The 22,657-nt window shown below is 74.8% G+C and carries 23 protein-coding genes; 4 read left to right on the top strand and 19 right to left on the bottom strand.

Annotated features, from left to right (window positions below; translation table 11 throughout):
• The 7 genes from A3CO_RS29845 to hemL form a co-directional block, all read right to left on the bottom strand.
• Positions 1 to 1,155, bottom strand: a complete 1,155-nt coding sequence (locus tag A3CO_RS29845; RefSeq protein WP_084681494.1) for a MinD/ParA family ATP-binding protein — start codon at positions 1,153 to 1,155, stop codon at positions 1 to 3.
• A gap of 90 nt (positions 1,156 to 1,245) precedes the next feature.
• Positions 1,246 to 2,220, bottom strand: coding sequence for a c-type cytochrome biogenesis protein CcsB (ccsB, locus tag A3CO_RS0103240; RefSeq protein ID WP_018330795.1), 975 nt, complete (start codon positions 2,218 to 2,220; stop codon positions 1,246 to 1,248).
• Positions 2,220 to 3,833 carry a cytochrome c biogenesis protein ResB gene (gene resB / locus A3CO_RS0103235; protein WP_018330794.1) on the bottom strand — a complete coding sequence of 538 codons (1,614 nt, stop codon included), beginning with the start codon at positions 3,831 to 3,833 and terminating at the stop codon, positions 2,220 to 2,222. The genes ccsB and resB overlap by 1 nt, the downstream gene beginning before the upstream one ends.
• A complete protein-coding gene (locus A3CO_RS0103230) occupies positions 3,830 to 4,639 on the bottom strand; it encodes a cytochrome c biogenesis CcdA family protein (protein WP_018330793.1) in 810 nt (269 codons plus the stop codon). The genes resB and A3CO_RS0103230 overlap by 4 nt, the downstream gene beginning before the upstream one ends.
• Before the next feature lie 230 nt (positions 4,640 to 4,869).
• Complete coding sequence (locus A3CO_RS0103225) at positions 4,870 to 5,484, bottom strand: TlpA family protein disulfide reductase (protein ID WP_157646949.1); 615 nt, start codon at positions 5,482 to 5,484, stop codon at positions 4,870 to 4,872.
• Positions 5,481 to 6,104 (bottom strand): histidine phosphatase family protein, encoded by a 624-nt coding sequence (locus tag A3CO_RS0103220; RefSeq protein ID WP_018330791.1) that lies wholly within the window; start codon positions 6,102 to 6,104, stop codon positions 5,481 to 5,483. Before A3CO_RS0103220 ends, A3CO_RS0103225 begins: the two co-directional genes overlap by 4 nt.
• A gap of 31 nt (positions 6,105 to 6,135) precedes the next feature.
• A complete protein-coding gene (gene hemL / locus A3CO_RS0103215) occupies positions 6,136 to 7,467 on the bottom strand; it encodes a glutamate-1-semialdehyde 2,1-aminomutase (RefSeq protein ID WP_245561415.1) in 1,332 nt (443 codons plus the stop codon).
• A gap of 238 nt (positions 7,468 to 7,705) precedes the next feature.
• On the opposite strand from hemL, the gene A3CO_RS35255 reads away from it, so the two are divergent.
• On the top strand, positions 7,706 to 8,212 hold the full coding sequence (locus tag A3CO_RS35255) for a DUF3761 domain-containing protein (RefSeq protein ID WP_245561414.1): 507 nt from the start codon (positions 7,706 to 7,708) through the stop codon (positions 8,210 to 8,212).
• Positions 8,213 to 8,384: 172 nt separating this feature from the next.
• Here A3CO_RS35255 and A3CO_RS0103205 read toward each other — a convergent pair whose 3' ends face one another.
• From A3CO_RS0103205 to A3CO_RS0103145, 12 genes are all read right to left on the bottom strand, one after another.
• Positions 8,385 to 8,621 carry a hypothetical protein gene (locus A3CO_RS0103205; RefSeq protein ID WP_169510911.1) on the bottom strand — a complete coding sequence of 79 codons (237 nt, stop codon included), beginning with the start codon at positions 8,619 to 8,621 and terminating at the stop codon, positions 8,385 to 8,387.
• Entirely contained in the window at positions 8,618 to 9,124 is a 507-nt protein-coding gene (locus tag A3CO_RS29835; RefSeq protein ID WP_018330787.1) for a hypothetical protein, read from the bottom strand. Before A3CO_RS29835 ends, A3CO_RS0103205 begins: the two co-directional genes overlap by 4 nt.
• Positions 9,124 to 9,537, bottom strand: coding sequence for a DUF7937 domain-containing protein (locus A3CO_RS0103195; protein WP_018330786.1), 414 nt, complete (start codon positions 9,535 to 9,537; stop codon positions 9,124 to 9,126). Before A3CO_RS0103195 ends, A3CO_RS29835 begins: the two co-directional genes overlap by 1 nt.
• Before the next feature lie 7 nt (positions 9,538 to 9,544).
• Entirely contained in the window at positions 9,545 to 10,519 is a 975-nt protein-coding gene (gene hemB, locus A3CO_RS0103190; protein WP_026204244.1) for a porphobilinogen synthase, read from the bottom strand.
• Positions 10,520 to 10,521: 2 nt separating this feature from the next.
• Entirely contained in the window at positions 10,522 to 12,156 is a 1,635-nt protein-coding gene (locus tag A3CO_RS0103185; RefSeq protein ID WP_018330784.1) for a bifunctional uroporphyrinogen-III C-methyltransferase/uroporphyrinogen-III synthase, read from the bottom strand.
• 44 nt (positions 12,157 to 12,200) lie between these two features.
• Positions 12,201 to 13,157 carry a hydroxymethylbilane synthase gene (gene hemC, locus A3CO_RS0103180; protein WP_018330783.1) on the bottom strand — a complete coding sequence of 319 codons (957 nt, stop codon included), beginning with the start codon at positions 13,155 to 13,157 and terminating at the stop codon, positions 12,201 to 12,203.
• Positions 13,154 to 14,548 carry a glutamyl-tRNA reductase gene (locus A3CO_RS0103175; RefSeq protein ID WP_026204242.1) on the bottom strand — a complete coding sequence of 465 codons (1,395 nt, stop codon included), beginning with the start codon at positions 14,546 to 14,548 and terminating at the stop codon, positions 13,154 to 13,156. Before A3CO_RS0103175 ends, hemC begins: the two co-directional genes overlap by 4 nt.
• Positions 14,545 to 15,267: a redox-sensing transcriptional repressor Rex gene (locus A3CO_RS0103170; RefSeq protein WP_018330781.1), complete on the bottom strand. Its 723-nt coding sequence runs from the start codon at positions 15,265 to 15,267 to the stop codon at positions 14,545 to 14,547. Before A3CO_RS0103170 ends, A3CO_RS0103175 begins: the two co-directional genes overlap by 4 nt.
• 116 nt (positions 15,268 to 15,383) lie before the next feature.
• Positions 15,384 to 16,982 (bottom strand): molybdopterin-dependent oxidoreductase, encoded by a 1,599-nt coding sequence (locus tag A3CO_RS0103165; protein ID WP_018330780.1) that lies wholly within the window; start codon positions 16,980 to 16,982, stop codon positions 15,384 to 15,386.
• 137 nt (positions 16,983 to 17,119) lie between these two features.
• The gene (locus tag A3CO_RS29830) at positions 17,120 to 17,776 is read right to left on the bottom strand and encodes a ferritin-like domain-containing protein (protein ID WP_157646945.1); all 657 of its coding nucleotides are present in this window, start codon (positions 17,774 to 17,776) and stop codon (positions 17,120 to 17,122) included.
• Positions 17,773 to 18,390: a hypothetical protein gene (locus A3CO_RS29825; RefSeq protein WP_018330778.1), complete on the bottom strand. Its 618-nt coding sequence runs from the start codon at positions 18,388 to 18,390 to the stop codon at positions 17,773 to 17,775. The genes A3CO_RS29830 and A3CO_RS29825 overlap by 4 nt, the downstream gene beginning before the upstream one ends.
• Positions 18,387 to 18,620, bottom strand: coding sequence for a glutaredoxin family protein (locus A3CO_RS0103145; RefSeq protein WP_018330777.1), 234 nt, complete (start codon positions 18,618 to 18,620; stop codon positions 18,387 to 18,389). The genes A3CO_RS29825 and A3CO_RS0103145 overlap by 4 nt, the downstream gene beginning before the upstream one ends.
• An 868-nt stretch (positions 18,621 to 19,488) precedes the next feature.
• On the opposite strand from A3CO_RS0103145, the gene A3CO_RS0103140 reads away from it, so the two are divergent.
• The 3 genes from A3CO_RS0103140 to A3CO_RS0103130 all read left to right on the top strand — a co-directional run bounded on the left by A3CO_RS0103140 (position 19,489) and on the right by A3CO_RS0103130 (position 22,625).
• The gene (locus tag A3CO_RS0103140) at positions 19,489 to 20,142 is read left to right on the top strand and encodes a sigma-70 family RNA polymerase sigma factor (RefSeq protein ID WP_085942318.1); all 654 of its coding nucleotides are present in this window, start codon (positions 19,489 to 19,491) and stop codon (positions 20,140 to 20,142) included.
• A gap of 283 nt (positions 20,143 to 20,425) precedes the next feature.
• The gene (locus A3CO_RS0103135; protein WP_018330775.1) at positions 20,426 to 21,619 is read left to right on the top strand and encodes a DUF5667 domain-containing protein; all 1,194 of its coding nucleotides are present in this window, start codon (positions 20,426 to 20,428) and stop codon (positions 21,617 to 21,619) included.
• 61 nt (positions 21,620 to 21,680) lie between these two features.
• Positions 21,681 to 22,625 carry an HAD family hydrolase gene (locus A3CO_RS0103130; RefSeq protein ID WP_018330774.1) on the top strand — a complete coding sequence of 315 codons (945 nt, stop codon included), beginning with the start codon at positions 21,681 to 21,683 and terminating at the stop codon, positions 22,623 to 22,625.
• Positions 22,626 to 22,657 lie beyond the last annotated feature (32 nt).

The raw sequence follows: 22,657 nt of genomic DNA, 5'->3' as shown, positions 1-22,657 counted from the left end.
TCAGCGGGGCCCGATCCGGACCTGCGACCCGGCGCGCGGGAAGTCGTCCGCGACGAGCGCGGCGAGCTCCAGCATCGCCGTCCGGGTGCGCGGCGCGAGCTTCTCGAGATGGATCTGGGCGCCCTCGTCGAGGTGCGGGTCGAACGGGAGCCGCGCCACGGCGCGGCAGCGGCCCGCGAAGTGGTCGGCGACGCGGTCGAGGTCGACCCCGCCCGACGTCCGCCGCACGTAGTTGATCACCGCGACCGACCGGGCCACGAGATCGCCGTAGCCGTGGGCGTCGAGCCAGTCCAGCGTCGCCGACGCGGACAGCGCGCCGTCGATCGAGGACGACGAGACGACCACCAGCGAGTCCGCGACGTCGAGCACGCCCCGCATCGCCGAGTGCATCAGTCCGGTGCCGCAGTCGGTGAGCACGATGGTGTAGAAGTGCTCGAGCAGGTCCACGGTGCGCCGGTAGTCGAGCTCGCTGAACGCCTCGGAGACCGCCGGGTCCTGGTCGCTCGCCAGGATCTCCAACCGGGACGGGCCCTGCGAGGTGTAGGCGCGGACGTCGGAGTAGCGGCGCACGAGCGCGGCGTCACGGAGCAGGTGCCGCACCGTGGCCGTCGTCTCGACCGGCACCTTCTCCGCGAGCGTGCCGCGGTCGGGGTTCGCGTCGACGGCGACCACCCGGTCTCCCCGCGCCGACGCGAAGGTCGAGCCCAGCGCCGCCGTCGTCGTGGTCTTCCCGACGCCGCCCTTGAGGCTCAGCATCGCGATCCTGTAACAGCCGGCGAGGGGTTGGTTGACGCGGTCGACCAGCTCCCGGCGGGCGACGTCGGCCTCGCTCTCGCCCGGGTTGACCAGCCCACCGCTCGCCACGAACACGGCCCGGCGCCAGCCGCTCTGCGGTGTCGGCCGCGTGGGGCGCAGCAGCTGGGCTGACGACAGATCGGTGGGCCCCGGTGCGAGCGGCGTGAGCGCGGCGGAGGGGCCGGGCGGGCGACGGACGTCACCCCGGGCGGCCCCGGCCGTGTCCACCTGGCGGGTGGTCGCCGCGGCGGGCTCCGCCTCCTCGACGGTCGACGGCGCCGGGTCCGGCTCCGACGACGGCGTGGTGTCCGCGGCCGGTCCCCCGTCGCGCGACGCCGTGTCCTCTGCCCGGGCATCCATCGTCGCCGCCCCCTCCGCGGTCCGCCTCGAGATCCTCGGGCGAACCGTAGTGGAGCGGGACGTTCCGGACACCCGGAACAGGGAAGGATCTCAGCCGACCCCGGCGTAGGAGTGCAGACCGGTGACCACGAGGTTCACGAAGAACAGGTTGAACACCATCACGGCGAACCCGACGACGTTGATCGCGGCGGCCCGCTGGCCACGCCATCCGGCGGTCGACCGGGCGTGGAGGTAGCAGGCGTAGACGACCCAGGCGATGAACGCCGTCGTCTCCTTCGGGTCCCAGCCCCAGTAGCGACCCCAGGCGGCCTCGGCCCAGATGGCGCCGGTGATGACGGCGAAGGTCCAGATCGGGAAGGCGACCGCGGTGGCGCGGTAGGCGACGCGGTCGAGCACCTGCGCGCCCGGCAGCTTCGCGGTCCAGGCCATCCGGCCGGTCGTGTCGTGGACCGAGCGCAGCAGGTAGAGCACGCTCGCCACGCCCGCGAAGAGCAGGATGCCCGAGGAGATCACGGCGGCCGTCACGTGGATGGCGAGCCAGTAGGAGCGCAGCGCGGGCACGACGGGCGCGGTCTGGGTGTAGAGCACCGTCCCGCCGAGGAACATCAGCAGGATGACCGGCAGCAGCACGAACACGCCGAGGCGGCGCAGCTCGGGGCGGCGGTAGAGCACCACCAGCCAGGCGCCCACGCCGACGAGGCACACCGCGGCGGTGAACTCGTACATGTTGCCCCACGGCGCCCGCCCGGCGGCCACGCCGCGGACGATCAGCATCGCCAGGTGCAGGCCGAACCCGAGCACCGTGAGCGAGACGCCCATGCGGCCGAACCGCTCCGAGAGCGGCCGCGACGTGCGCGGCAGGGCCTCGCCACCTGCCGTCGGGAAGGAGCTCTCGGTGGAGCCGGCGCCGACGGCCACCGGCACCGCCACCTCGGCGGCCACGGGCTCGGCCCGGCGCAGCAGGCCGTGCTCCACCGCGTGCAGCAGCATCGCGAGGATGTAGACGGCGAGGGCCGAGTAGAAGAGCACGTCGCCGAAGTCGCCGAGGGGGGCGTCGACGCCCATCAGGAACCTCCGTGTCGGGGTCGCAGCAGGTCGTCGCGGAGCCGTTCGAACTCCTCGCCGTACCCGGCCTGGTCCGTCCGGGCGAGCCCGCCGACCTGCACGAGGCTACGACGATCCGTCGTAGACGGCGAGGCGGGGGTGACCCGCACCCAGAACCGGCGGCGCTTGATGGTGAGCGAGAGCGTGATCCCGACCAGCAGGGCGACGGCGGCGACGAGCACCGCGTCCTGGGCGGGGTCGTGGGAGACCTGGAGGTTCACCCACTCCTTGACCGCGTCGAAGCGGACCTGCGTGCCGTCGGGCAGCGAGATCGTCTGGCCCGGCACGAGGTTCTGGCGCACGACGCGCGTGAGGCGGCCCTGGTCGACCATCGACTGGTCGATCGCGAAGATCGACTGGCCGCGCCCCGAGTCGAGGCCGAGGTCGCCCTCGTAGACGTCGGCCGCCACCTCCGGGTCCGTCAGCGCCGGGTAGGTGGAGGTGACCACGGAGCCGCCGCTCGAGGTCGGGGCGAACAGCCCGGTGATCGCCACCTGGGTCCGGCGGCGCTCGGCCTCGTCGGTGACCCCGGGGCGGTCGAACTTCGTCGCGCCCTGCGAGAGGAAGGTGCGCTGGTCCACGGGCTCCCACTGGGTGGCGAGGGTGCGCTGTGCGCCCCCGGGGAAGGTGACCGTGAACTGCGGGGCGTAGCCGTGGCCGAGCAGGTAGACGCGCTCGCCGTCGAAGCGCAGCGGGTCGTTGACCGCGATCGTCGTCGGGACCGGCGGGGCGCCGTCGGCGAGCGCGTCCGCGTCGGAGTACCGGACGTCGGCGGCGAACGAGTCGGCCGCGCCATCGGGGCGGTACTGCGCGGTGAAGTGGTCGACGTCCAGGCAGAACGGCGAGAGGTTCGTGCCGTCCACGCGCAGCCCGGGCCGGAAGGTGTCGTAGGCGAGGATGCCGGAGTTGCAGAACTCCGAGCCGTCGGCCATGACGATGACGTTGCCCTCGTAGCCGAACAGCTTCCCGACGGCGATCCCGGCCAGCAGCGCGAGCAGGCTCATGTGGAACACGACGTTCCCGACCTCGCGCAGCGCCCCCTTCTCCGCCGAGACCGTGCGGACCCCGTCGGGCTCCTCCCGGACGTCGAGCTTCCAGCCGCGGAGTCGGGTCCTCGCCGCCGCGACGACCTCGTCGGGCGTCCGGTCGTCCTCGCCCGCCGCGTGGTGGGGCAGGCGGGAGAGGTTGCGGGGGACGGCCACCGTCCGCGCCCGCAGACCCCGGACCTGCTCCCAGGTCCGCGGGACCAGGCAGCCGATGAGGGAGATGAACAGCAGCAGGTAGATCGCCGAGAACCACGGCGTACCGAAGATGTCGAACATCCCGACGCGGTCGAGCAGCGGTGCCAGCGTCGGGTGCTGGGTGAAGAAGTTCTGCACCGCCTGCGGGCTCGGGGTGCGCTGCGGCAGGAACGCCCCGGGCAGCGCCGCGAGCGCGAGCAGGAACAGCAGGATGAGCGCCGTCCGCATGCTGGTGAGCCCGCGCCAGGTGTTGCGGGCGACCGCCAGCACGTCGCGGCCGGGGGACGAGCTTCCCGACGGCGGATCGGTGCGCTTCTCGAGCGTGTCGGTCATAGCGGCGTGGCGAACCCTGCGATCGGGCCCCGCAGGACGGTGACGATCTCGCCCCACAGGCCGGTGGCGAGGCTGAGGCCGACGACGACCAGCAGGACGCCGCCGGCGATCTGGATGGCCCGCACGTGGCGGCGCAGCCACGCCTGGGCCCGCACGGCCCGGCCGGCGCCGAGCGCGATGAGGACGAACGGCACGCCGAGCCCGAGGCAGTAGGCGAGCACGAGGGCGCCGCCGCGCAGGGCCGCGCTGCCGTCGCCGCCGGTGCCCGAGGCCAGGGCGATGACGCCGGTCAGCGTCGGCCCGAGGCACGGTGTCCAGCCGAGGCCGAAGGTGGCGCCGAGCAGCGGGGCACCGGCGAGCCCCATCCGCGGCACCCAGTGCGGGCGGGTGTCGCGCTGCAGGGCCGGGACCAGCCCGATGAACACGAGCCCCATCGCCACGGTGACCACCCCGCCGAGTCGCTGCAGCAACGCCTCGTTGGTGACCAGGGCGTCCGCGGCCCACACGATCGCGCCGAGACCGAGCACGAACACGACGGTGAAGCCGGCGACGAAGAGCGCGGCCGCGCCCGCGAGGCGCAGGCGGTGCGTGGTGGCGGGCCGGGTGAGCGTCTGCACCGAGCCCGACGGGGCCTCGTCCGTGGTGACCGGCGGGGCGCTCGCCCCGACCAGACCGGCCAGGTACGCGAGGTAGCCCGGCACGAGCGGCACCACGCACGGCGAGGCGAAGCTGACGAACCCGGCGACGAGCGACAGCGCGAGCGCGAGCAGGACGGGGCCCGACGTCACCGTCTGGGTCAGGTCCATGCGTGCTCCATCTCGCGCCCCAGGGTAGGACGTCCGCGTCGCTCCGGCGTGAGGCGGTCCTACCAGTTGTCGTAGGTCACGTGGCCCACCCTTCCCGCGCGAGGGGAACCCTCGTGCCACACGAGCGCTCGATTTCTCCCCTCGCATCCGTCGTCGTCGGCGCTGCGCCGTCCGCGAGGGGAAGTTGCGATCGCTCTGCGACGAGGGTTCCCCTCACGCCGGGGGCGGGCTCAGGCGGCCGGCGCCGGCTCGGCCGCGACCCGGTCGACCACGGGCTGCAGGTCGCTCGCGAGCACCGCCGTGAGGAACACCGCGGCCACGCGCTGCTGGCGGTCCAGCACGATCGTCGACGGCACCGCGTTGCGCGGGTAGCCGCGCAGGGCGAGCAGGGAACGCCCGGGCGGGTCGTAGATCGAGTCGTAGCCGACGCTGCGGTCGCGCACGAAGTCGGCCGCCGCGGCCCGGTCGTCGCGCACGTCGACACCGACGAACTGCACCCCGCGCGCCTTCGACGCCTCGGCGACCTGCTCCAACCCGTCCGCCTCGGCGCGGCACGGACCGCACCACGAGCCCCAGATGTTGAGCACCACGACCTGCCCGCGGAACTGGGCGGTCGAGAGCTGCGTGCCGGGCCGGAGCACCGAGTCGCCCGCCACCGGCGACAGCGGCCGGCGCTCGTTCTCCGGGTAGGAGATCTGCGTCTGACCGCCGGGCGCGACGAAGGTGAACCCGCCGTCGTCCCGGTTCTCCCCCGACGAGCAGCCCGCGAGCAGCGCCAGCGCCGCCAGGAGCATCGTCAGGCCCGCTCCCAACCCCCGTCGCTGCGCTCGTCCCGGCCTCGTCATGCACCGGTCCCGGTCGAGGTGCCGCTCGGTTCGGCGTAGGCGATGTCGACCAGCGACTCGTCCTCGAAGGTCAGCGTCGTCACCGATCCCAGCGCGCACTCGCGCTTGGCGGGGTTGTGCCAGAGCCGGTCACCCGCGAGGTAGCGCCGGAGCGTCCAGATCGGCAGCTGGTGGGAGACGCACACCGCCTCGTGGCCCGCGGCGAGCGCCCGCGCGCGGTGCGCGGCGCCGAGCATGCGATGCGCGATCTCGAGGTAGGGCTCCCCCCACGACGGGCGGAACGGGTTGCGCAGCAGCGGCCAGTACTCCGGCTTGCGCAGCGCCCCGTCCCCGACCGCGACCTGCATCCCCTCGAACGCGTTCGCCGCCTCGATCAGCCGGTCCTCGGTGACGATCTCGACGCCGAGCTTCTCCGCGATCGGCAGCGCCGTCTCCTGGGCGCGCTGCATCGGGGAGACCAGCAGCGTGGTCACGTCGGCGTTCGCGAGGTGCTCGGCCACCCGCCGCGCCTGCTCCCGTCCGGTCTCGGACAACCCGTACCCGGGCAGCCGGCCGTAGAGGATGCCCTCGGGGTTGTGGACCTCGCCGTGCCGCACCAGGTGCACCTGGGTCCGGGTCATCGCGCCAGCTCCGCTCTGTTCCAGGCTCCGTTCACGACGACGGGGCCTCCGCGGCCGCCGCGGCCCGCGCCGCGTGGGGCAGGGCGTCGGCGATGACGCCGAAGGCCTCGTCGTCGAGCGCGGCCGAGATGAAGCACGCCTCGAACACGCTCGGGGGGAAGTACACGCCGCGATCGAGCAGGGCGTGGAAGAACGGCGGGAAGCGCCAGGTCTCCTGGGCCTTCATGTCGTCGTAGTTCCGGCCCGGCTCGGCGCCGAAGCGCACCGAGACGAGCGACCCGGCGCGCTGCATCGTGTGCTCCACGCCCGCGGCCGTCAGGGCCTCGTCGAGGAGCGAGTGCAGCCGGTCGGCGCCGACGTCCAGCGCGGTGTAGACGTCCTCGGTGGCATGGCGCAGCGTCGTCAGGCCGGCGGCCACGGCCACGGGGTTCCCGGCGAGCGTGCCCGCCTGGTACACGGGCCCCGCCGGCGCGAGGTGGGCCATGATCTCCGCCCGGCCACCGAACGCCGCGGCCGGCAGCCCGCCGGACATGACCTTGCCGAAGCAGTACAGGTCGCCCGCGACCCCCTCGAGGCCGTACCAGCCCGCGGCCGACACGCGGAAGCCGGTCATCACCTCGTCCATGATCAGCAGCGCCCCGTGGGCGGCGCAGAGCCGCTTGAGACCGGCGTTGAACCCGTCGTCCGGAGCGACCGCGCCCATGTTGCCGGCGGCCGCCTCGGTGATGACGCAGGCGATGTCCTGCCCGCGCTCGGCGAAGGCGGCGGCCACGGAGTCCAGGTCGTTGTAGGGCAGCACGATCGTGTCCGTCGCCTGTGCACCGGTGACACCGGGCGTGCTCGGCAGCCCGAACGTCGCGACGCCGCTGCCCGCCTCGGCCAGCAGCGCGTCGACGTGGCCGTGGTAGCAGCCGGCGAACTTCACGACGACGCTGCGGCCGGTGAACCCGCGCGCCAGCCGGATCGCGCTCATCGTCGCCTCGGTGCCCGAGTTCACCAGGCGGACCTGCTCCACCGGCTCCACCCGCCGCACGATCTCCTCGGCGAGGTCGATCTCCCCCTCGGTCGGCGTGCCGAAGCTCAGCCCCCGGGTCGCCGCCTCCTGCACCGCCGCGACGACGGCGGGGTGCGCGTGGCCCAGGATCATCGGCCCCCACGAGGAGACCAGGTCGACGTAGCGGTTGCCGTCGGCGTCGGTCAGCCAGGCGCCGGACGCCTCGGCCATGAAGCGGGGTGTGCCGCCGACGGACCGGAACGCGCGGACCGGGGAGTTGACGCCGCCGGGCACGATCGCCTCGGCGCGCGCGAAGAGCTCGGCCGAACGGGTCACCGGTCCGGTCGCTGTCGCGGGAGCGCTGCTCACGCGGCCCATCCTCCCAGGCGCCCCCGACAGCTCGCCGTGTGCGGGCCGCCCCGGGCGCCTCGGTGGCAGGAAAGCGTCGTTGCTGCCATTCAGTGACAGCAACGACGCTCTCCTGTCCGGTTCGTCCGCGACGGGCGGTGACGACCGCGTGCCGTGGGGCCGAGCACGTGACCGGTGTAACACCCGGACGCCCTACGGCGCTCTTCCTGCCGTCACCGTCGATGCCAGGAGGAACACCGTGAGCGCTCGAGGCCCGCGCAGGGGCCGGATCATCCGCCGGTCCGGAATGGTCCTGGTCGGACTCGTCGCCGCGGCCGGGCTGTCCGCATGCGGGACCCCGGTCCCGTCGTCGGTGTCCTCGACGTCCCCGCTGACCACCACCACGACGTCGGCGGCCCCCACCACGTCCTCCTCGTACGGCTCCTCGTACGGGTCCTCGTCGTACGGGTCCTCGTCGTCCGGGTCCTCGTCGTCCGGGTCCTCGTCGTACGGGTCGGGTTCTTCCGGCTCCAGCTCGTCGCTGTACGGCTCCGGCTCGTCCGGATCGGGATCGTCCGGGGCGAGCTCGTCCGGATCGTCGGGCGCGAGCTCCGGCGACTACACCAACTCCGACGGCCAGCAGGTCGAGCGCCCGGACGGCAACTCCTCGGGCGCGACCGCGATCTGCAAGGACGGCACCGACAGCCACTCGAAGCACCGGTCCGGGACCTGCTCCGGGCACGGCGGCGTCAAGCAGTGGCTCTGACGCCGGTCGATCGGTCCCGAAACGTCAGTGGCACGGGGGTCCCTCCGCTGCCCTCGCTGCCACTGAACCTCGCGCCGCTCGGTTCCGGGGTCGACCTGCCGTGACAGCGAAGCGTCGTTGCTGCCACCCCGTGACAGCAACGACGCTTCGCTGCCACCCGGGGAGGGTGACCTCAGACCCTCCGGGACACCCGGACGCGGGCCACCACGTCGATCAGGCACAGCACGGCCGCGGTGGTCAGCACGACGCCGGCCACGACCCACACCCCGTACACGCGCGTGAGCTCCACCGGGGCGACGAGCAGACCGCCGGTCGACGGGGCCGTGTCGAGCCCCTGCACCAGGCACAGCACGGCGCCCACGAGCAGCACGACCGCGACGACGGCGGTGATCACCGCCCGCCGTTTCACGACGACGGCTCGCGCTGCGCCAGCACCGACGCCAGCGTCGTGTGCAGTCCGTCGGCGTCGCGGGCCCAGGCCGCCCGCTTCGTCCCGTCGTCGAGCGTGACCACGACGGCCCCGAGGTGGCGCAGCACCGACGGGTGGTCGCCGAACGGCTTGATGCCGAAGCGGCCGCTGCCGTCGGGCGGGCGGACGCCGACGATGCGCGACAGCGGCACCGTCTCCTCGCCCTGGACCAGCTCGGTGTCGGTGACCCGCACCTTCAACAGTCGACGACGCACCCGCACGATCAACGCGATCGGCGCGAGCAGCACCGCCCCGATCACCACCCACGCCCACGGGGTCGCCCCACCCGGGGCGAGCCGGTCGAGGGCCACACCGCCGAGCGCGACGACGGGGCCGATCAGCACCGGCCACCAGGGCGCACCGGCCTCGGCGAACCGCACCGACCCGCCGTCGGGCTCCCCTCCGCGGGTCGAGCTCCGCTCCGCTCCGTCTCCCGCCTCCATCACGCGAACCAGGCGCGCGCCGCGGGCAGGTGCAGCAGCAGGGCGCCCGCGGCGAAGGCGACGAAGTACACCCCGCCGACGCCGAGGAACGTCAGCTGGACGAGGCCTGCGACGGCGAGGACGACGCCGATCGCCGTCAGCGTCGCCCGAGCGGGCCGGGAGCGGACCGTCAGCCCCCGGGTCGCCCACAGCGTCGCGGCGCCGAGCGCGGCGAGCACCACCGCGGTGAGCACGAGCGACGCGACACTCGTGTTCGGGTCGGTGTTCCCGACGACGAGGGCGATCAGGAACAGCACGGCGGTGCCGACGAGCAGCACGCCGAGCACGGCCCAGAGCACCAGCGCCACCGTGACGATCGTGGGGCGGTGGGGCTCCTCGCGGGGCGGGGTGACCTCACGCACGTGCTCACTCATGTCCGGTTCAACGATCGAGCCGCGTCGCCAGTTCGGTCGCCCAGTAGGTCAGGACGATGTCGGCCCCGGCGCGGCGGATGCCGGTGACGGTCTCGAGGATCGTGCGGTCGCGGTCGATCCAGCCCCGCTCGGCGGCGGCGGAGATCATCGCGTACTCGCCGGACACCTGGTAGGCGGCGACCGGGACGTCGGAGAGCTCGGCGACCGAGCGCAGCACGTCGAGGTAGGCCATCGCCGGCTTGACCATCACCATGTCCGCGCCCTCGGCGAGGTCCAGCGTGGTCTCCCGCAGCGCCTCGCGGGCGTTGGCCGGGTCCTGCTGGTAGGTGCGCCGGTCGCCCTGGAGCTGCGAGTCCACGGCCTCGCGGAACGGGCCGTAGAACGCACTCGCGTACTTGGCGGAGTAGGCGAGGATCGCGGTGTCGACGTGGCCGGCCGCGTCGAGTGCGGACCGGATGCGGCCGACCTGCCCGTCCATCATCCCGCTGGGGGCGACGACGTGGGCGCCGGCGTCGGCCTGCGCCACCGCCATCTCCGCGTACACCTCGAGCGTCGCGTCGTTGTCCACCGACCCGTCCGGGGCGAGGACCCCGCAGTGTCCGTGGTCGGTGAACTCGTCGAGGCACGTGTCGGCCATGACGGGCAGGGCGTCGCCGACCTCCTCGCGGACCTCGCGCAGCCCGACGTTGAGGATGCCGTCGGGGTCGACGGCGCCGGAGCCGGTCGCGTCGTGCCGCGACGGCACGCCGAACAGCATGATCCCGCCGAGCCCGACGGAGGCGGCCTCGGCGGCCGCCTTCCGCAGGGTCTCCCGGGTGTGCTGCACGACCCCGGGCATCGACGCGATCGGCTTCGGGCTGTCGAGGCCCTCGGCGACGAACACCGGCAGCACCAGGTGGCGCGGCCGGACGTCGGTCTCGGACACCAGCCGCCGCAGGGCCGGCGTGGTGCGCAGCCGTCGGGGTCGGTCCGTGGGGTACATGGTCACCGCCGGCGCGCCTTCGTCTTGCGCGGGGGCGGCAGGGCGCCCTCCGCGCGCAGCTTGTCGGCGTGGGCGGCGAGCGCCTCCACCAGGGCGGGGACCTCGGCGACGTCGGGCTTCACGTCGACGCGCAGCCCGAACTCCACCGCGGTCTCGGCCGTCTTCGGGCCGATGCACGCGACGATCGTGCGGGCGTGCGGCTTGCCCGCGATCCCGACCAGGTTGCGCACCGTGGACGACGAGGTGAAGCACACCGCGTCGAAGCCACCGGTCTTGATGGCCTCGCGGGTCGGCGCGGGCGGCGGCGCGGCGCGCACCGTGCGGTACGCGGTGACGTCGTCGATCTCCCAGCCGCGCGCCTGCAGGCCCTCGGCGAGGGTCTCGGTCGCGATGTCGGCCCGCGGCAGCAGCACGCGGTCGACCGGGTCGAGCACGTCGTCGTGCGGCGGGAAGATCTCGAGCAGGCCCTCGGAGGACTGCTCGGTCTGCTCGGCAGGCACCAGCTCGGGGTGCACGCCGAACGCGCGGATCGCCGAGGCGGTGGCCTCGCCGACGCAGGCGATCTTGACGCCGGAGAAGGCGCGAGCGTCGAGGCCGAACTCCTGGAACTTCTCCCAGACCGCGCGGACGGCGTTCTGCGAGGTGAACACCACCCACTGGTAGCGCCCGTCGACCAGGCCCTTGACCGCGCGCTCCATCTGCGCGGGCGAGCGCGGCGGCTCCACCGCGATCGTCGGGACCTCCTCGGGCACCGCGCCGTGGACGCGCAGCCGGTCGCTCATCGCGCCCGCCTGGTCCTTGGTGCGGGGCACCAGCACACGCCAGCCGTAGAGCGAGCGCGACTCCCACCACGACAGGGCGGCGCGGTCGCCCGCGGCCTCGCCGATCGTGAGGGTCAGCGGGCCCTCGAGGTCGGCGCCGTCGGCCGCGAGCTTGTCCACCGTCGAGGTGACGGTCTTCTGCTTCGACTCGGTGCCCTGCGCGGTGACCAGCGCCGGGGTCTCGGGCTTCCAGCCGTTCTCCACCAGCGACGCCGACGTCGACGCGAGGTCGGCGGCGGTCGCGGTGAGCACGAGCGGCCCGGGTGCGACGGCGAGCGTGGTCCAGTCGAGGCCGCCCCGGACGTCCGCCGCGGTGTGGGCGGAGCCGAGCGCGACGCCGGCGTAGGCCGGGACCGCGGTGCTCGCCGGCATCCCGGGCACGACGTCGAACGGCACGCCCGCCGTCGCGACCGCCTTGACCTCGGTGATCACCGTCTCGCGGGTGAGCGGGTCGCCGGCGACGAGGCGGACCACGGAGTCGCCCTCGCGGGCGCGGGTCACGAGGTGCTCGGCCAGCGCGGCCGGGTCCTCCGGCAGCGGCGCGGCGATCTCGGCACCCTCGGCGAGGGAGCCCGCGGCGTCGTCGCCCAGCGGCGACACCTCGGCGTCGGCCCCGACCCGGCGCACGGTCACGGCGCCCTCGGAGCCGCCCTCGTCGAGCGACGCGACGATCTCGGCCGGCACGCCCGGGTCCGCCACGACGTAGGTCGCGGAGGACAGCGCCTCGCGGGCCCGGACGGTGAGCAGGCCGGGGTCACCGGGCCCGCTGCCGACGAAGGCGACCCGGCCGGCGGTGGTGGAGGGGGGTGCGGTCATGTCGTTGTCTCGTCCTTATCCGTCTTCTTCACTGCGTCGGGGGATCACGGCGCCTGCGCGCCGCGCGGCTCCGCCCCGTCGGCGAGCAGTTCGGCGGCCAGTGACCGCCCGATCTGCTCGGCATCCTTCGTCTCTCCGGTGGCCGAGTTGCGCACCGGCGCGCCCTCGGCCGTGGTGGCGAACGCGCGCAGGGACAGCCTCTCCACGATGCGGCCGTCGTCGTCCAGATCCTCGACGATGTCGGCGAGTGCACCGATCGGGGCGCTGCACGGTGACCCGAGCTCCTGCAGGACCGCCCGTTCGGCCGACACGGCGGTGAACGTCGACTCGTCGTGCAGCGTCGACCGGAGGAACGTCTCGAGCCCGGTGTCGGCCGCGCGGCACTCGACGGCCAGGGCGCCCTGCGAGGGCGCGGGCAGCATCTGCAGCGGGTCGAGGACCTCGGTGGCCTCCCCCGCCCGCCCGATTCGCGCGAGGCCCGCGCGCGCGAGGATCACGCCGTCGACCTCGCCGTCGGTGACCTTGCGGATGCGGGTCTCGACGTTGCCGCGGATGCCGACGACCTCGAGCCCGAGCCCGAGCGCGTGCAGCTGGGCCGTCCGTCGCGGCGAGCCCGTGCCGATGACCGAGCCGGGCGGCAGCTCGCCGAGCACCATCTGGTCGCGGGCCACGAGCACGTCCCGCGGGTCGGCGCGCAGCGGGACCGCCGCGAGCACGACGCCCGACAGCCCTGCCGTCGGGAGGTCCTTGTAGGAGTGCACCGCGACGTCGATGCGCCCGTCGAGCAGCGCGTCGCGCAGCGCGGAGGTGAAGACCCCGACGCCCGATCCCGCGAGGGGGATGTTGGCGGCCTGCGTGCGGTCGCCGTCGGTGGCGACGTGCACGATCTCCACCGTCGCGCCGGCGGCGGTGAGCGCGTCGGCCACGGTCCGGGTCTGGGTGCGGGCGAGCAGGCTCGCCCGGGTGCCGATGCGGATCGTCCCCAGGTCCGGGGCGCTCACCGCTGCGCCTCGCCGGCAGTCCGGGCGGCCAGGGCCTGGTCGACCTCGAGACCCTCGAGTCGGGAGGACTCGCCCGTCACGACCTCCGCGACCGGGCCCGAGGCCACGGCGGCGGGGGCCTGCGGGTCGAGTTCGAACAGCTCGCGCAGCGCCTCGGCGTAGGTGTCGCCGCCCGGGGACTGGGCGAGCCGCTTGACCTGCACGGTCGGGGTGTGCAGGAGCTTGTCCACGACGCGGCGCACGGTCTTCGCGACCTCGCCGCGCACGTCGGCCTCCAGCCCGGGGAGCCGGCCGTCGAGCCGGAGCAGCTCGGCGTCGACCACCTCGGCGGCGCGGCGGCGCAGGGCGGTGACGGTGGGCGTCACCTCGGCGGAGCGCTGCGCGGCGAGGTAGGTGCGCACCTCCTCCTCGACGAGCGCGCGCGTCGTCGCCACGGCGTGGCCGGCGGCGGCGTCACGCAGCCGGTCGCCCAGGGTCGCGAGGTCCACGAGCGTCACGCCCGGGAGGGCCGCGACCTCCGGCGCCACGTCCCGCGGCAGGCCGAGGTCGCAGATCACGAGCGGGCGGTCGGAGCGCGACCGCGAGGCGCGAACGGTCTCCAGGTCGACGACGGTGCCGATGGCGCCCGTCGAGACCATGACGACGTCGGCCGTGGCGAGCGCCGGCGCGAGCGCGTCGAGCCCGACCGCACGGGCGGGGGTGCCCTCCGCCGCGGTGATCTCCGCGAGGCGCTGGGCGCGCTCGGGGGTGCGGTTGGCGACGACGACCTCGCCGATCCCGCGGCGACGGAGCGCGGCCGCGGACAGGCCACCCATCGACCCGGAGCCGACGACGAGCGCGCGGCGCCCGACGAGGCTGCCGACGGCCGTCTCGGCGTCGTCGAGGGCCTCGGTGACGACGGAGGCGCCGGCGGCGTCGATCCCGGTCTCGCTCTGCACGCGCTTGCCGACCCGCAGCGCCTGCTGGGCGACCTCGTGCAGCACGGTGCCGACGGTGCCGAGCTCGCGCGCCGTGGAGTACGCCGTGCGCAGCTGCCCGAGGATCTGCGCCTCGCCGACGACCATCGAGTCCAGGCCCGCCGCGACCGAGAACAGGTGCTCGACCGCGGAGCCGGCGTAGTGCACGTAGAGGTGGTCGGTGAGGTCCGACACGTCGGTCTGCGCGTGCCGCGCGAGGACGCCGGAGACCTCGGTCAGCCCGCCGTGGAACGTCTCGACCACCGCGTAGATCTCGATGCGGTTGCACGTCGAGAGGACCACGGCCTCGGAGACGTACTCACCGCTGATGAGCTCGTCGAGGACCTTGGCCGTGTCCTCGCCGGAGATCGCGACCTGCTCCAGCACCGACACCGGCGCCGTGCGGTGCGACACACCCACGAGCAACAGACTCATCGGAACACCTTTCCCGTCGCTTCGCGACCATTCGCCGCTGCGCTGCCGTCGTGGCGGGAGACGTGGAACGCCAGGATCTGCATCTCCACCGCCAGGTCGACCTTGCGCACCTCGACGCCCGTCGGGACGGACAGCACCGCGGGGGCGAAGTTCAGGATGCTGGGCACCCCGGCCCCCACCAGCGCGTCGCAGACCTGCTGCGCCGCGCCCGCGGGCGTCGCGATCACCCCGATGGTCACACCCCGGGCGGCACAGACGCGGGGGATCTCCGCCACGTCCAGCACCTCCACCCCGCCGATCGTCGTCCCGACCAGCTCCGGGTCGACGTCGAACAACGCTGCCACCCCGAAGCCCCGCTGCGCGAATCCGCCGTAGCCCGCGAGCGCGTGCCCGAGGTTCCCCACCCCGACCAGCGCCACCGCGTGCGACCGGGTGAGCCCGAGCACGGACTCCACCTGCTCGGTCAGCCGGGAGACGTCGTAGCCGACCCCGCGCACCCCGGACGAACCGATGTGCGAGAGGTCCTTGCGGAGCTTCGCGGCGTTCACCCCCGCCGCCGCGGCGAGCACGTCCGAGGAGACGGTGCGCACTCCCTGCGCGAGCATCTCCGTGAGGACGCGCAGGTAGACGGCGAGGCGGGCGACGGTGGCCTGCGGGATGCGTTCGGGGTCGACGACGCGCGCCGGAGCAGGGCGCGACACGCCCCCGTCCACCGTCACGCCGGGAGCCTCCCTGCCCGCACCACACGCACCGCTCGCCGGCACCGTTCTGCTGTCAACCCAGGGTACCGCTCGTGAACGCGCGCACAAAGTCGCTGGTCACGGGGTCGCGGTCCTCACACCGCGGTGACCGAGACAGTGTGCCAGCCCGTCGCTCCGTCCGGGATCGACAGGGCCTCGACACCGGTCTGGACCGCTCCGGTCCGATCCGTCGCGCGGACGCGCAGCTGGTGCTGCCCCGCCGCGAGGGTGAGCGGCAGCCGCCACATCCGCCACGAGTCGACGGTCGGCTCGTCGGCGAGCTGCGCGGGCTGCCACGGCCCGGCGTCCACCGAGACCTCGACGCCGGTGATCCCCGTGTGCTGCGCCCAGGCGACCCCGGCGGCCACCGTCCGGCCCGCCGGCACCGTGGCCCCGTCGCGCGGCACGTCGATGCGCGAGGAGGTCTTGACAGGGCCGAACTTCCCCCAGCCCCGCTGCTCCCAGTAGGAGGTGAACCCGTCGAAGGTGGTCACCTCGATGTCGGTGATCCACTTGGTCGCAGAGACGTAGCCGTAGAGGCCGGGCACCACCATGCGGACCGGGAAGCCGTGCTCCACCGGCAACGGCGCGCCGTCGAGGCCGAACGCGAGCATCGCGTTGCGGCCGTCGGTGAGCGGGCCCAGCGGGGTGTTGGCGTTCCAGCCGTCGGACGAGGTGGAGGCGATCTGCTGCGCGCCGGGCTTCACGCCGGCCAGCGCGAGCACGTCGCGCATCGGGACGCCGAGCCAGCGCCCGTTGGAGATGAGCGTGCCGCCGACCTCGTTGGAGACGCAGGTCAGCGTCACCGGCGCCTCGATCAGCCGCATCGACCGGAGCTGGTCGAACGTCAGGGTGACCTCGCGGTCGACCATGCCGTGGATCCGCAGCGACCAGCTGTTCGTCGAGATCCGCGGCACCGAGAGCGCGGTGTCGATGCGGTAGAAGTCGGCGACCGGCGTGAGCCAGGGCGGCGTGCCGTCGGCCACGAAGTCCGCGTTCACCGGGATCGGGGCGGCCCCGGCCGGCGCGGGCGGCAGCGTCACCGACGCGGGCCCGGCCGCGCTGGCGTTGATCACACGTCCCACGACGCCGGCGGCGACGGCGCCGACCGCGGTGAGCCCGGCCGTCGTCAGGAAGCGCTGGCGGCTGACGCCGACCCGCTCGCCCTCCGCCGGTGCCCCGGGCTCCGCCGCGGGCGTCGCGGCGGTGCCGTGGGTCCCGACGGCGAGGCCGTGCAGCCACCGCCACACCAGGACGCCGACGATCACGGCGACGCCGGGGGGCACGAGGTCGAACGGCGCGAAGGTCGGCGCGGTGACCGTCGCCGCCAGCGCGAGCAGGCCCATCGCGACGACGAGCACGAGACCGGGCCTCACGTCGCGGCGTGAGGCCAGTCCGGCGAGGACGGTGATGGCCGCGATCACGACGACCATCCCGCTGAGCAGCGCCAGCTTGTCATTGGTGCCGAACCACGCGATCGCGGTTTCCTTGAGCCACTCCGGCGTGAGGCGGATCGCCCCCTGCCCGACGGCCAGGAACGGCGAGGCGGCGGGCGAGACCAGCGCTGCCACGAGCTCGCCCACACCGATCGACGCCCCGACCGCGAGCACCGCGGCGACGACCGTCCGCCCACCCCCGGGCGCGGGTCGGACGTCCCGCGGGATCGACGGTCGATCGGCGGTGGGGGTCGCCATGGGGAGGACTCCAGTCTCGCGACGCGGGGGGGCACGAGCGATTCGGTTGCCCACCGCCGGCCGGTTCACCCGCGGCCCCACGAACGGCGGATCCGGGCGGGCGAGCGGGGGAACCGTCCCGATCGTCCCGTCCCGGGCTACACCGTCAGCGCGTCGAGCCCGAGCGGGGCGCCCGCCGCACTCGGGGTGGCGCCCGTCGGGCGGCCGAGGAGGAAGGCGGCGGTGGCCCCGTGCATGGCCGTCACCGGGGCGAGCGTCGCGGCCAGCGCGGCGGCCCCCGGGTCGGTGAACTCCGCGGCCCGGGCGCTCACCGTGCCCCCGGTCATGGCCTCGACGTCGACCGCGAGCGCCAGCAGGTCGGTCGGCGCCGCGGCCCGCCCGAGCGCGGCCCGGCGCTCGCTCTCGACGGTCAGCGGGGTCCCGGTGACGGCCGGGCGGCCCGCCGCGGTGAGGAGCGCGTTCCAGGCCGCCGCGTGCTCGGTGTGCTGGGCGCCCGCCCCGGCGAGGAACGCCGTCACGACACCCGGCACCTGCCCGAGGCGGCCGTCCCCGGCCGCCAGCACCGCTCCGGAGTAGAGGCTCGCGGCGAGCGCCGACGTCGCCGCGCACAGGGCGACGGCCCGCTGGTCGCCCACGTAGGGCACCCGGCCGGCGCTGGTCGTCGTTGGGGCGGGGGCACCGGATGACGGGGCGGGGGCGGCCGTCGGCGGCGCGTCGGAGCACGCGGCCAGCGCCCCGGCCCCGAGGAGACCCACCGCGGAACCCAGCAGCACCCGTCGTCGGGACAGGTTCATCCGTCGCCCTCCTCGGCCGGGGCGGCCTTCGCCGTCGGGAAGCGGGTGTCGGGGAAGCCGACGGTGCCGATGCCCCCCGGCAGGGAGGCCAGGTCCGGTGGCGCGGCGACGAGGTCGGCGCGGCCGGCCGAGAGCAGCGAGTTGACGATGAGCAGGGTCGCCTTGCGGGAGGCCGCCGCCGAGCCGAACCGCAGGGCCAGCGCCCGCAGCGCGGGGGTCGACAGCGCCGCGGCGTCCGCGACCAGCGTCTGCGCGAGGACGTCCTCGAGGGTGAGGACCAGCCCCACGACGTCCGCCGGGGTGCGCACCGTGGGCAGGGCCGCGTCGACCACCGGGCCGTAGGTGGGGTCGGGCGCGGTCTGGGCGCGGCCCCCGACCCCCGTCGTCGCCGCGGTGAGGGCCGCCCGGGCGTCGCCGAGCTCCACGACGGCCGCGGTGAGCAGGTCGCGCACCAGCGGGACGGCCGTCGCCCCGCCGCCAGCCGGGGTGGCCTGCAGGGTCCGGTAGGTCGACTGCGCGAGCACGACGAGCCCGGTCGCGGTCCGCAGCGCCGGCACGTCGCCGCTCGTCGTCTGGGCGGCCACGCCGGCCGCCCCGGCGATCCCGGGGATCACGTGAGGGCCCGGCGGAGGTCGTCGGGCTCGACGCGCCAGGACGCGAGTTCCTCGCCGTCGACGAGCACCACCGGGACGCGGTCGCCGAACTCGCCGCGCAGCTCCGGATCGGCACCCGACGTGTCCACGTCCACCGTCTCCCAGTCCTCGCCGACCTCCTCGCAGACGGCGCGGACCACGAGCGCCATCCGGTCGCAGGTCCGGCAGTCCGCCCGGACCAGCACCGTCACCCGCACGGTGTCGGGCGACTCTCCGACCGACTGTGTCAACCCGGATCCCTCCTGCTCGCGTGCGGAGGAGTCTGGCAGACGCGCGTCGACCGCCGACGGCGCGGTCAGGACCTCTCACCGCAGGTCAAGGGCATGTCAACGAGCCCGATCCGGGTGGGTGGCGCTCCGGTGACGAGGGCCTCCGCGCCGCACGTATGCTCCGTTCCCAGCGTGGTCACGGGTTGGTCTCGGTCTCGACGGACCGGGAGCTCCGGGGTGCGCCGGAGGAAGCGAGTGGTCGTCCAGCGAGGGAGAACGCCTTGTCCGCTGTGGTCGGCGTCGGCGTGACGACGGGGCCCGCACGGGCCCTCGTCGCGCCCGCGGCCAGCGATGGTCGAGCCCCGCTCCGCCCCTGCTGCGGCGGGGAGCTCCGCCCCGTCCCCGGCGGAGAGCGATGACGGCACGCGCCGGCGGGACCTCACCCGAACCCGACCCCGGCCGACCGGACCGCGTCGTGCGGCGGGGCCGCGGGCCCCTCACCGACACCCCGCCCGAGCCGCTGGGCGCCTTCGCCGGTGGCCCGCCCGAGCAGGGGTTCGCGCCGCCCTACCCGGAGCAGCGCGGCCGCGACGGCCGGCCCGCACCGGGGCCGCACCCGATGGACCACCCGTCGCACCCGAGCCTGCCGCGGGTCACCGGGCATCCCGGCCCGCTGCGCCAGGCGCCGCCGCCCGGTGGTCCCGCGCCGACGCGCCCGGGTCCCGGTCACCCGCCGCCTCCACCCCCGCCCCCCGGGCCGGGCGTACCGCCGGGGGCCGGACCCGGCGTCGGGCCGGGCGCCCCGACCGGACCCGTGCCGGTGCCGCAGGGCCACCCGCCGACGACCCCGATCCAGGCGCCCGCCGAGCCGGTGGGCGACGGGCCGGACGCCGAGGACGAGGTCGACCAGTCCGAGCTCGACCAGGCGGGCCTCGACCAGGCCGACGAGTCGGTCGCCGACGGCTGGGCCCTGGTCCGCGCGACGCAGGACGGCAACGTCGACGCGTTCGGCACGCTCTTCGACCGCTACCACGACGTGGTCTTCCGCTTCGTCTTCTACCGCCTCGGCGACCGCGGGGTCGCCGAGGACCTCACCCAGGAGACGTTCGTCCGGGCGTTCCGGCGCATCTCGTCGGTCAGCTACCAGGGCCGGGACATCGGGGCGTGGTTCGTCACGATCGCCCGCAACCTGGTCCTCGACCACGTGAAGTCGAGCCGCTACCGCCTCGAGCAGGCGACGCCCGAGATCACCGACGTCGCCCCCGACCAGCACCGTCCCGGGCCCGAGAGCGAGGTCATCGCCGGCGCCACCCACGAGGAGCTCCTGCGCTGCGTGGCCAAGCTCGGCGACGACCAGCAGGAGTGCATCACCCTCCGGTTCCTCCAGGGACTCTCCGTGTCCGAGACCGCGCACATCATGGGACGCAACGAGGGCGCGGTGAAGGCGCTCCAACACCGTGCGGTGCGCCGCCTCGCTCAACTGCTCCCTGAGGGTTTGCGGTGAGTGACACCGATGTAGTTCCACCCGTCGGCGTGGAGGACGTAACCGGTCGCCTATCCGGTCGTTCCGATAGACGACGGGTACAGCACGTGCCGGAGGGCACGGGCGCACGATGAGGACGGACGACATGTCGAGCGGTCGCGACGGGGCAGACGAGCGGTTCGCCGCTGCCTGGGACGAGCAGGTGCGCGCACGCGCCACCGGCCGTCCGGCGCAGACCACGCCGCCATTGGGCGATCTCGGTCGGCGCGGTAACGATTCAGGGGTCCCCGGACGAAACCGGGCCGTGGACACCGACCTCGCCGACGATCTCCGGATCGCCGACCTGCTGCGCGACGTCGCGGCGGCCACGCCCGGCCCGGACGCGGCGACCTCCGCCCGGATGCGCGCCTCCGTCATGGCCGCGATCACCGGGGCGGCGCCGCCGAGCGGCGACGCCCCGACGCGCGCCGTCCCGACCGCCGACCGCCCGACGCACGCCGTCGCCACCACCGAGGCTCCGGCCCGCCCCTCGCACGGCCGCCGCCGCGCCGACCGTCGTGGCGCGAGCCGCCCGGCCGACCGTCGCCCGTCGTCCGCGTCCGGCTCCACCGGGCCCGCCCGCTCCGCGATGCGTCGGCTGATGTCGACGACGGTCGCCGGCGTCGCCTGCATCCTCGCGCTCGGCGCCCTCACCGTCCTGCTCTCCCGGGGCTCGTTGCCCGGCGACATGCTCTACGGGCTCAAGCGGGCCTCCGAGTCCGCCGAGATCGGCCTGACCTCCGGCCAGGAGGCCAAGGGGCAGAAGCACCTCGACCTCGCCGCGCTCCGGCTCGACGAGGTCCAGCAGATGATCCAGCGCGACACGGCGACCGCGGCGGGCTCCCGCCCGACCGCCGCCGGCCTGGACGACGCGGACGCCGCCCTCGTGGCCGACAACCTGCGGGCCTTCGACCAGCAGGCCCGCTCCGGCTCGAAGCTCCTGCTCGGCCTGGTCAACCAGCCCTCCGGGCCGTCGGCCGGCAGTCTCGCGCAGTGGGCCACCGCCCAGCAGCAGCGCTTCGACCAGGTCTCGCCGTCGCTGTCCCCGGCCGGCCGCGAGCAGGCCGCGTCCTCGCAGCGCCTGCTCTCCCAGCTGCAGAGCCGCGCCGCGGCGTTCGAGTCCGACCCGAACTGCAGCTCCGGCTCCTCGGACGAGCTCGGCCCGCTGCCCTCCGTCACCTGCCAGAGCGCCCGCACCACGGCGCCCAGCACGACGGCGGCGCCGCAGAGCTCGACCTCGACGCCCTCGTCGACCACGCGGACGACGACCTCGACCGAGCCCAGCACCACGACCTCGGGCACGGACTCCACCCGCGCGTCGAGCTCGTCGACGGGCTCCACCCCGGCCCCGACCACCACGACGCGCGCGCCGGTCCAGGTGCCCGTCCCGGTGCCCGGGCTGCCCAAGGTCGAGCTCCCGCCGCTGCTGCCCGGTCTGCCCGGTCTCTCGCTCGGCTGAGTCGCCACGTCCGGTCGACCACTAGGGTTGGTCGGACAACGACCGGCGCGGTAGCGGGAGGGTGCAGGCGGTGGGACGACGGCGTGACCGCCAGGCCCCGGACTCCGAGTTCGAGGCCCTGGACCCCTCCTCGCTCGCCGCGTCCGGCCTGCCCGACGACGGCTCGGCGCGCGATGCCGGTGCCGCGGCGGCGGCCGCCGCCGACACCGAGGGCCCGGCCACGCCGAGCGTGCCGCCGGACCTCACCGCCGCGGCGTTCTTCGACGTCGACAACACGATGATGATGGGCGCGTCGATCTTCCACTTCGCCCGGGGACTCGCCGCGCGCAACTTCTTCTCCGGCGCCGACCTGCGCGGCTTCGTCTGGCAGCAGGTGAAGTTCCGCCTCGGCGGCGAGGGCACGCCCGAGGACATCCGCCAGCACCGCGAGGCGGCCCTCTCGTTCGTCGCCGGCCGCGAGGTGTCCGAGCTCGTCGAGCTGGGCGAGGAGATCTACGACGAGCTGATGGCCGACCGCATCTGGGAGGGCACGCGCTCCCTCGCCCAGATGCACCTCGACGCGGGCCAGCGGGTCTGGCTCGTCACCGCCACCCCGCTCGAGCTCGCCGGGATCATCGCGCGGCGCCTCGGCCTCACCGGCGCGCTCGGCACCGTCGCGGAGCACGTGGACGGCGTCTACACCGGGCGACTCGTCGGCGAACTCCTGCACGGCCCCGCCAAGGCCCACGCCGTCCGGGCGCTCGCCGCCCGCGAAGGCCTCGACCTGCGCCGCTGCTCGGCCTACTCGGACTCCATCAACGACGCCCCGATGCTCTCCGTCGTCGGCACCGCCGTCGCGGTCAACCCCGACGCCGAGCTCCGCGCCCTCGCCCGCAAGAAGGGCTGGGAGATCCGCGACTTCCGGTCCGGACGCAAGGTCGCCCGCATCGGCGTGCCGTCCGTCCTCGGGGCGGGCGCCGTGGCCGGCGCGGTCGCCGCCGGCGCGGCCTACCGGCGCCGCGCGTAGCCGGCTCCGGGCCCGCCGGGCTGCCTCACGTC

The organism is Actinomycetospora chiangmaiensis DSM 45062, assembly GCF_000379625.1.
GTDB classification, from domain to species: Bacteria; Actinomycetota; Actinomycetes; order Mycobacteriales; family Pseudonocardiaceae; genus Actinomycetospora; species Actinomycetospora chiangmaiensis.
The sequence above is the reverse complement of the archived record's forward strand: the minus strand, read 5'-3'. Positions and strand labels throughout refer to the sequence as shown.

Excerpts from the sequence above, each read along its gene's own strand:
- A3CO_RS29845 (WP_084681494.1), bottom strand. The coding sequence starts at position 1,155 with ATGGATGCCCGGGCAGAGGACACGGCGTCGCGCGACGGGGGACCGGCC.
- ccsB (WP_018330795.1), bottom strand. The coding sequence starts at position 2,220 with ATGGGCGTCGACGCCCCCCTCGGCGACTTCGGCGACGTGCTCTTCTAC.
- resB (WP_018330794.1), bottom strand. The coding sequence starts at position 3,833 with ATGACCGACACGCTCGAGAAGCGCACCGATCCGCCGTCGGGAAGCTCG.
- A3CO_RS0103230 (WP_018330793.1), bottom strand. The coding sequence starts at position 4,639 with ATGGACCTGACCCAGACGGTGACGTCGGGCCCCGTCCTGCTCGCGCTC.
- A3CO_RS0103225 (WP_157646949.1), bottom strand. The coding sequence starts at position 5,484 with ATGACGAGGCCGGGACGAGCGCAGCGACGGGGGTTGGGAGCGGGCCTG.
- A3CO_RS0103220 (WP_018330791.1), bottom strand. The coding sequence starts at position 6,104 with ATGACCCGGACCCAGGTGCACCTGGTGCGGCACGGCGAGGTCCACAAC.
- A3CO_RS29835 (WP_018330787.1), bottom strand. The coding sequence starts at position 9,124 with ATGGAGGCGGGAGACGGAGCGGAGCGGAGCTCGACCCGCGGAGGGGAG.
- A3CO_RS0103195 (WP_018330786.1), bottom strand. The coding sequence starts at position 9,537 with ATGAGTGAGCACGTGCGTGAGGTCACCCCGCCCCGCGAGGAGCCCCAC.
- hemB (WP_026204244.1), bottom strand. The coding sequence starts at position 10,519 with ATGTACCCCACGGACCGACCCCGACGGCTGCGCACCACGCCGGCCCTG.
- A3CO_RS0103185 (WP_018330784.1), bottom strand. The coding sequence starts at position 12,156 with ATGACCGCACCCCCCTCCACCACCGCCGGCCGGGTCGCCTTCGTCGGC.
- A3CO_RS0103175 (WP_026204242.1), bottom strand. The coding sequence starts at position 14,548 with ATGAGTCTGTTGCTCGTGGGTGTGTCGCACCGCACGGCGCCGGTGTCG.
- A3CO_RS0103165 (WP_018330780.1), bottom strand. The coding sequence starts at position 16,982 with ATGGCGACCCCCACCGCCGATCGACCGTCGATCCCGCGGGACGTCCGA.
- A3CO_RS29830 (WP_157646945.1), bottom strand. The coding sequence starts at position 17,776 with ATGAACCTGTCCCGACGACGGGTGCTGCTGGGTTCCGCGGTGGGTCTC.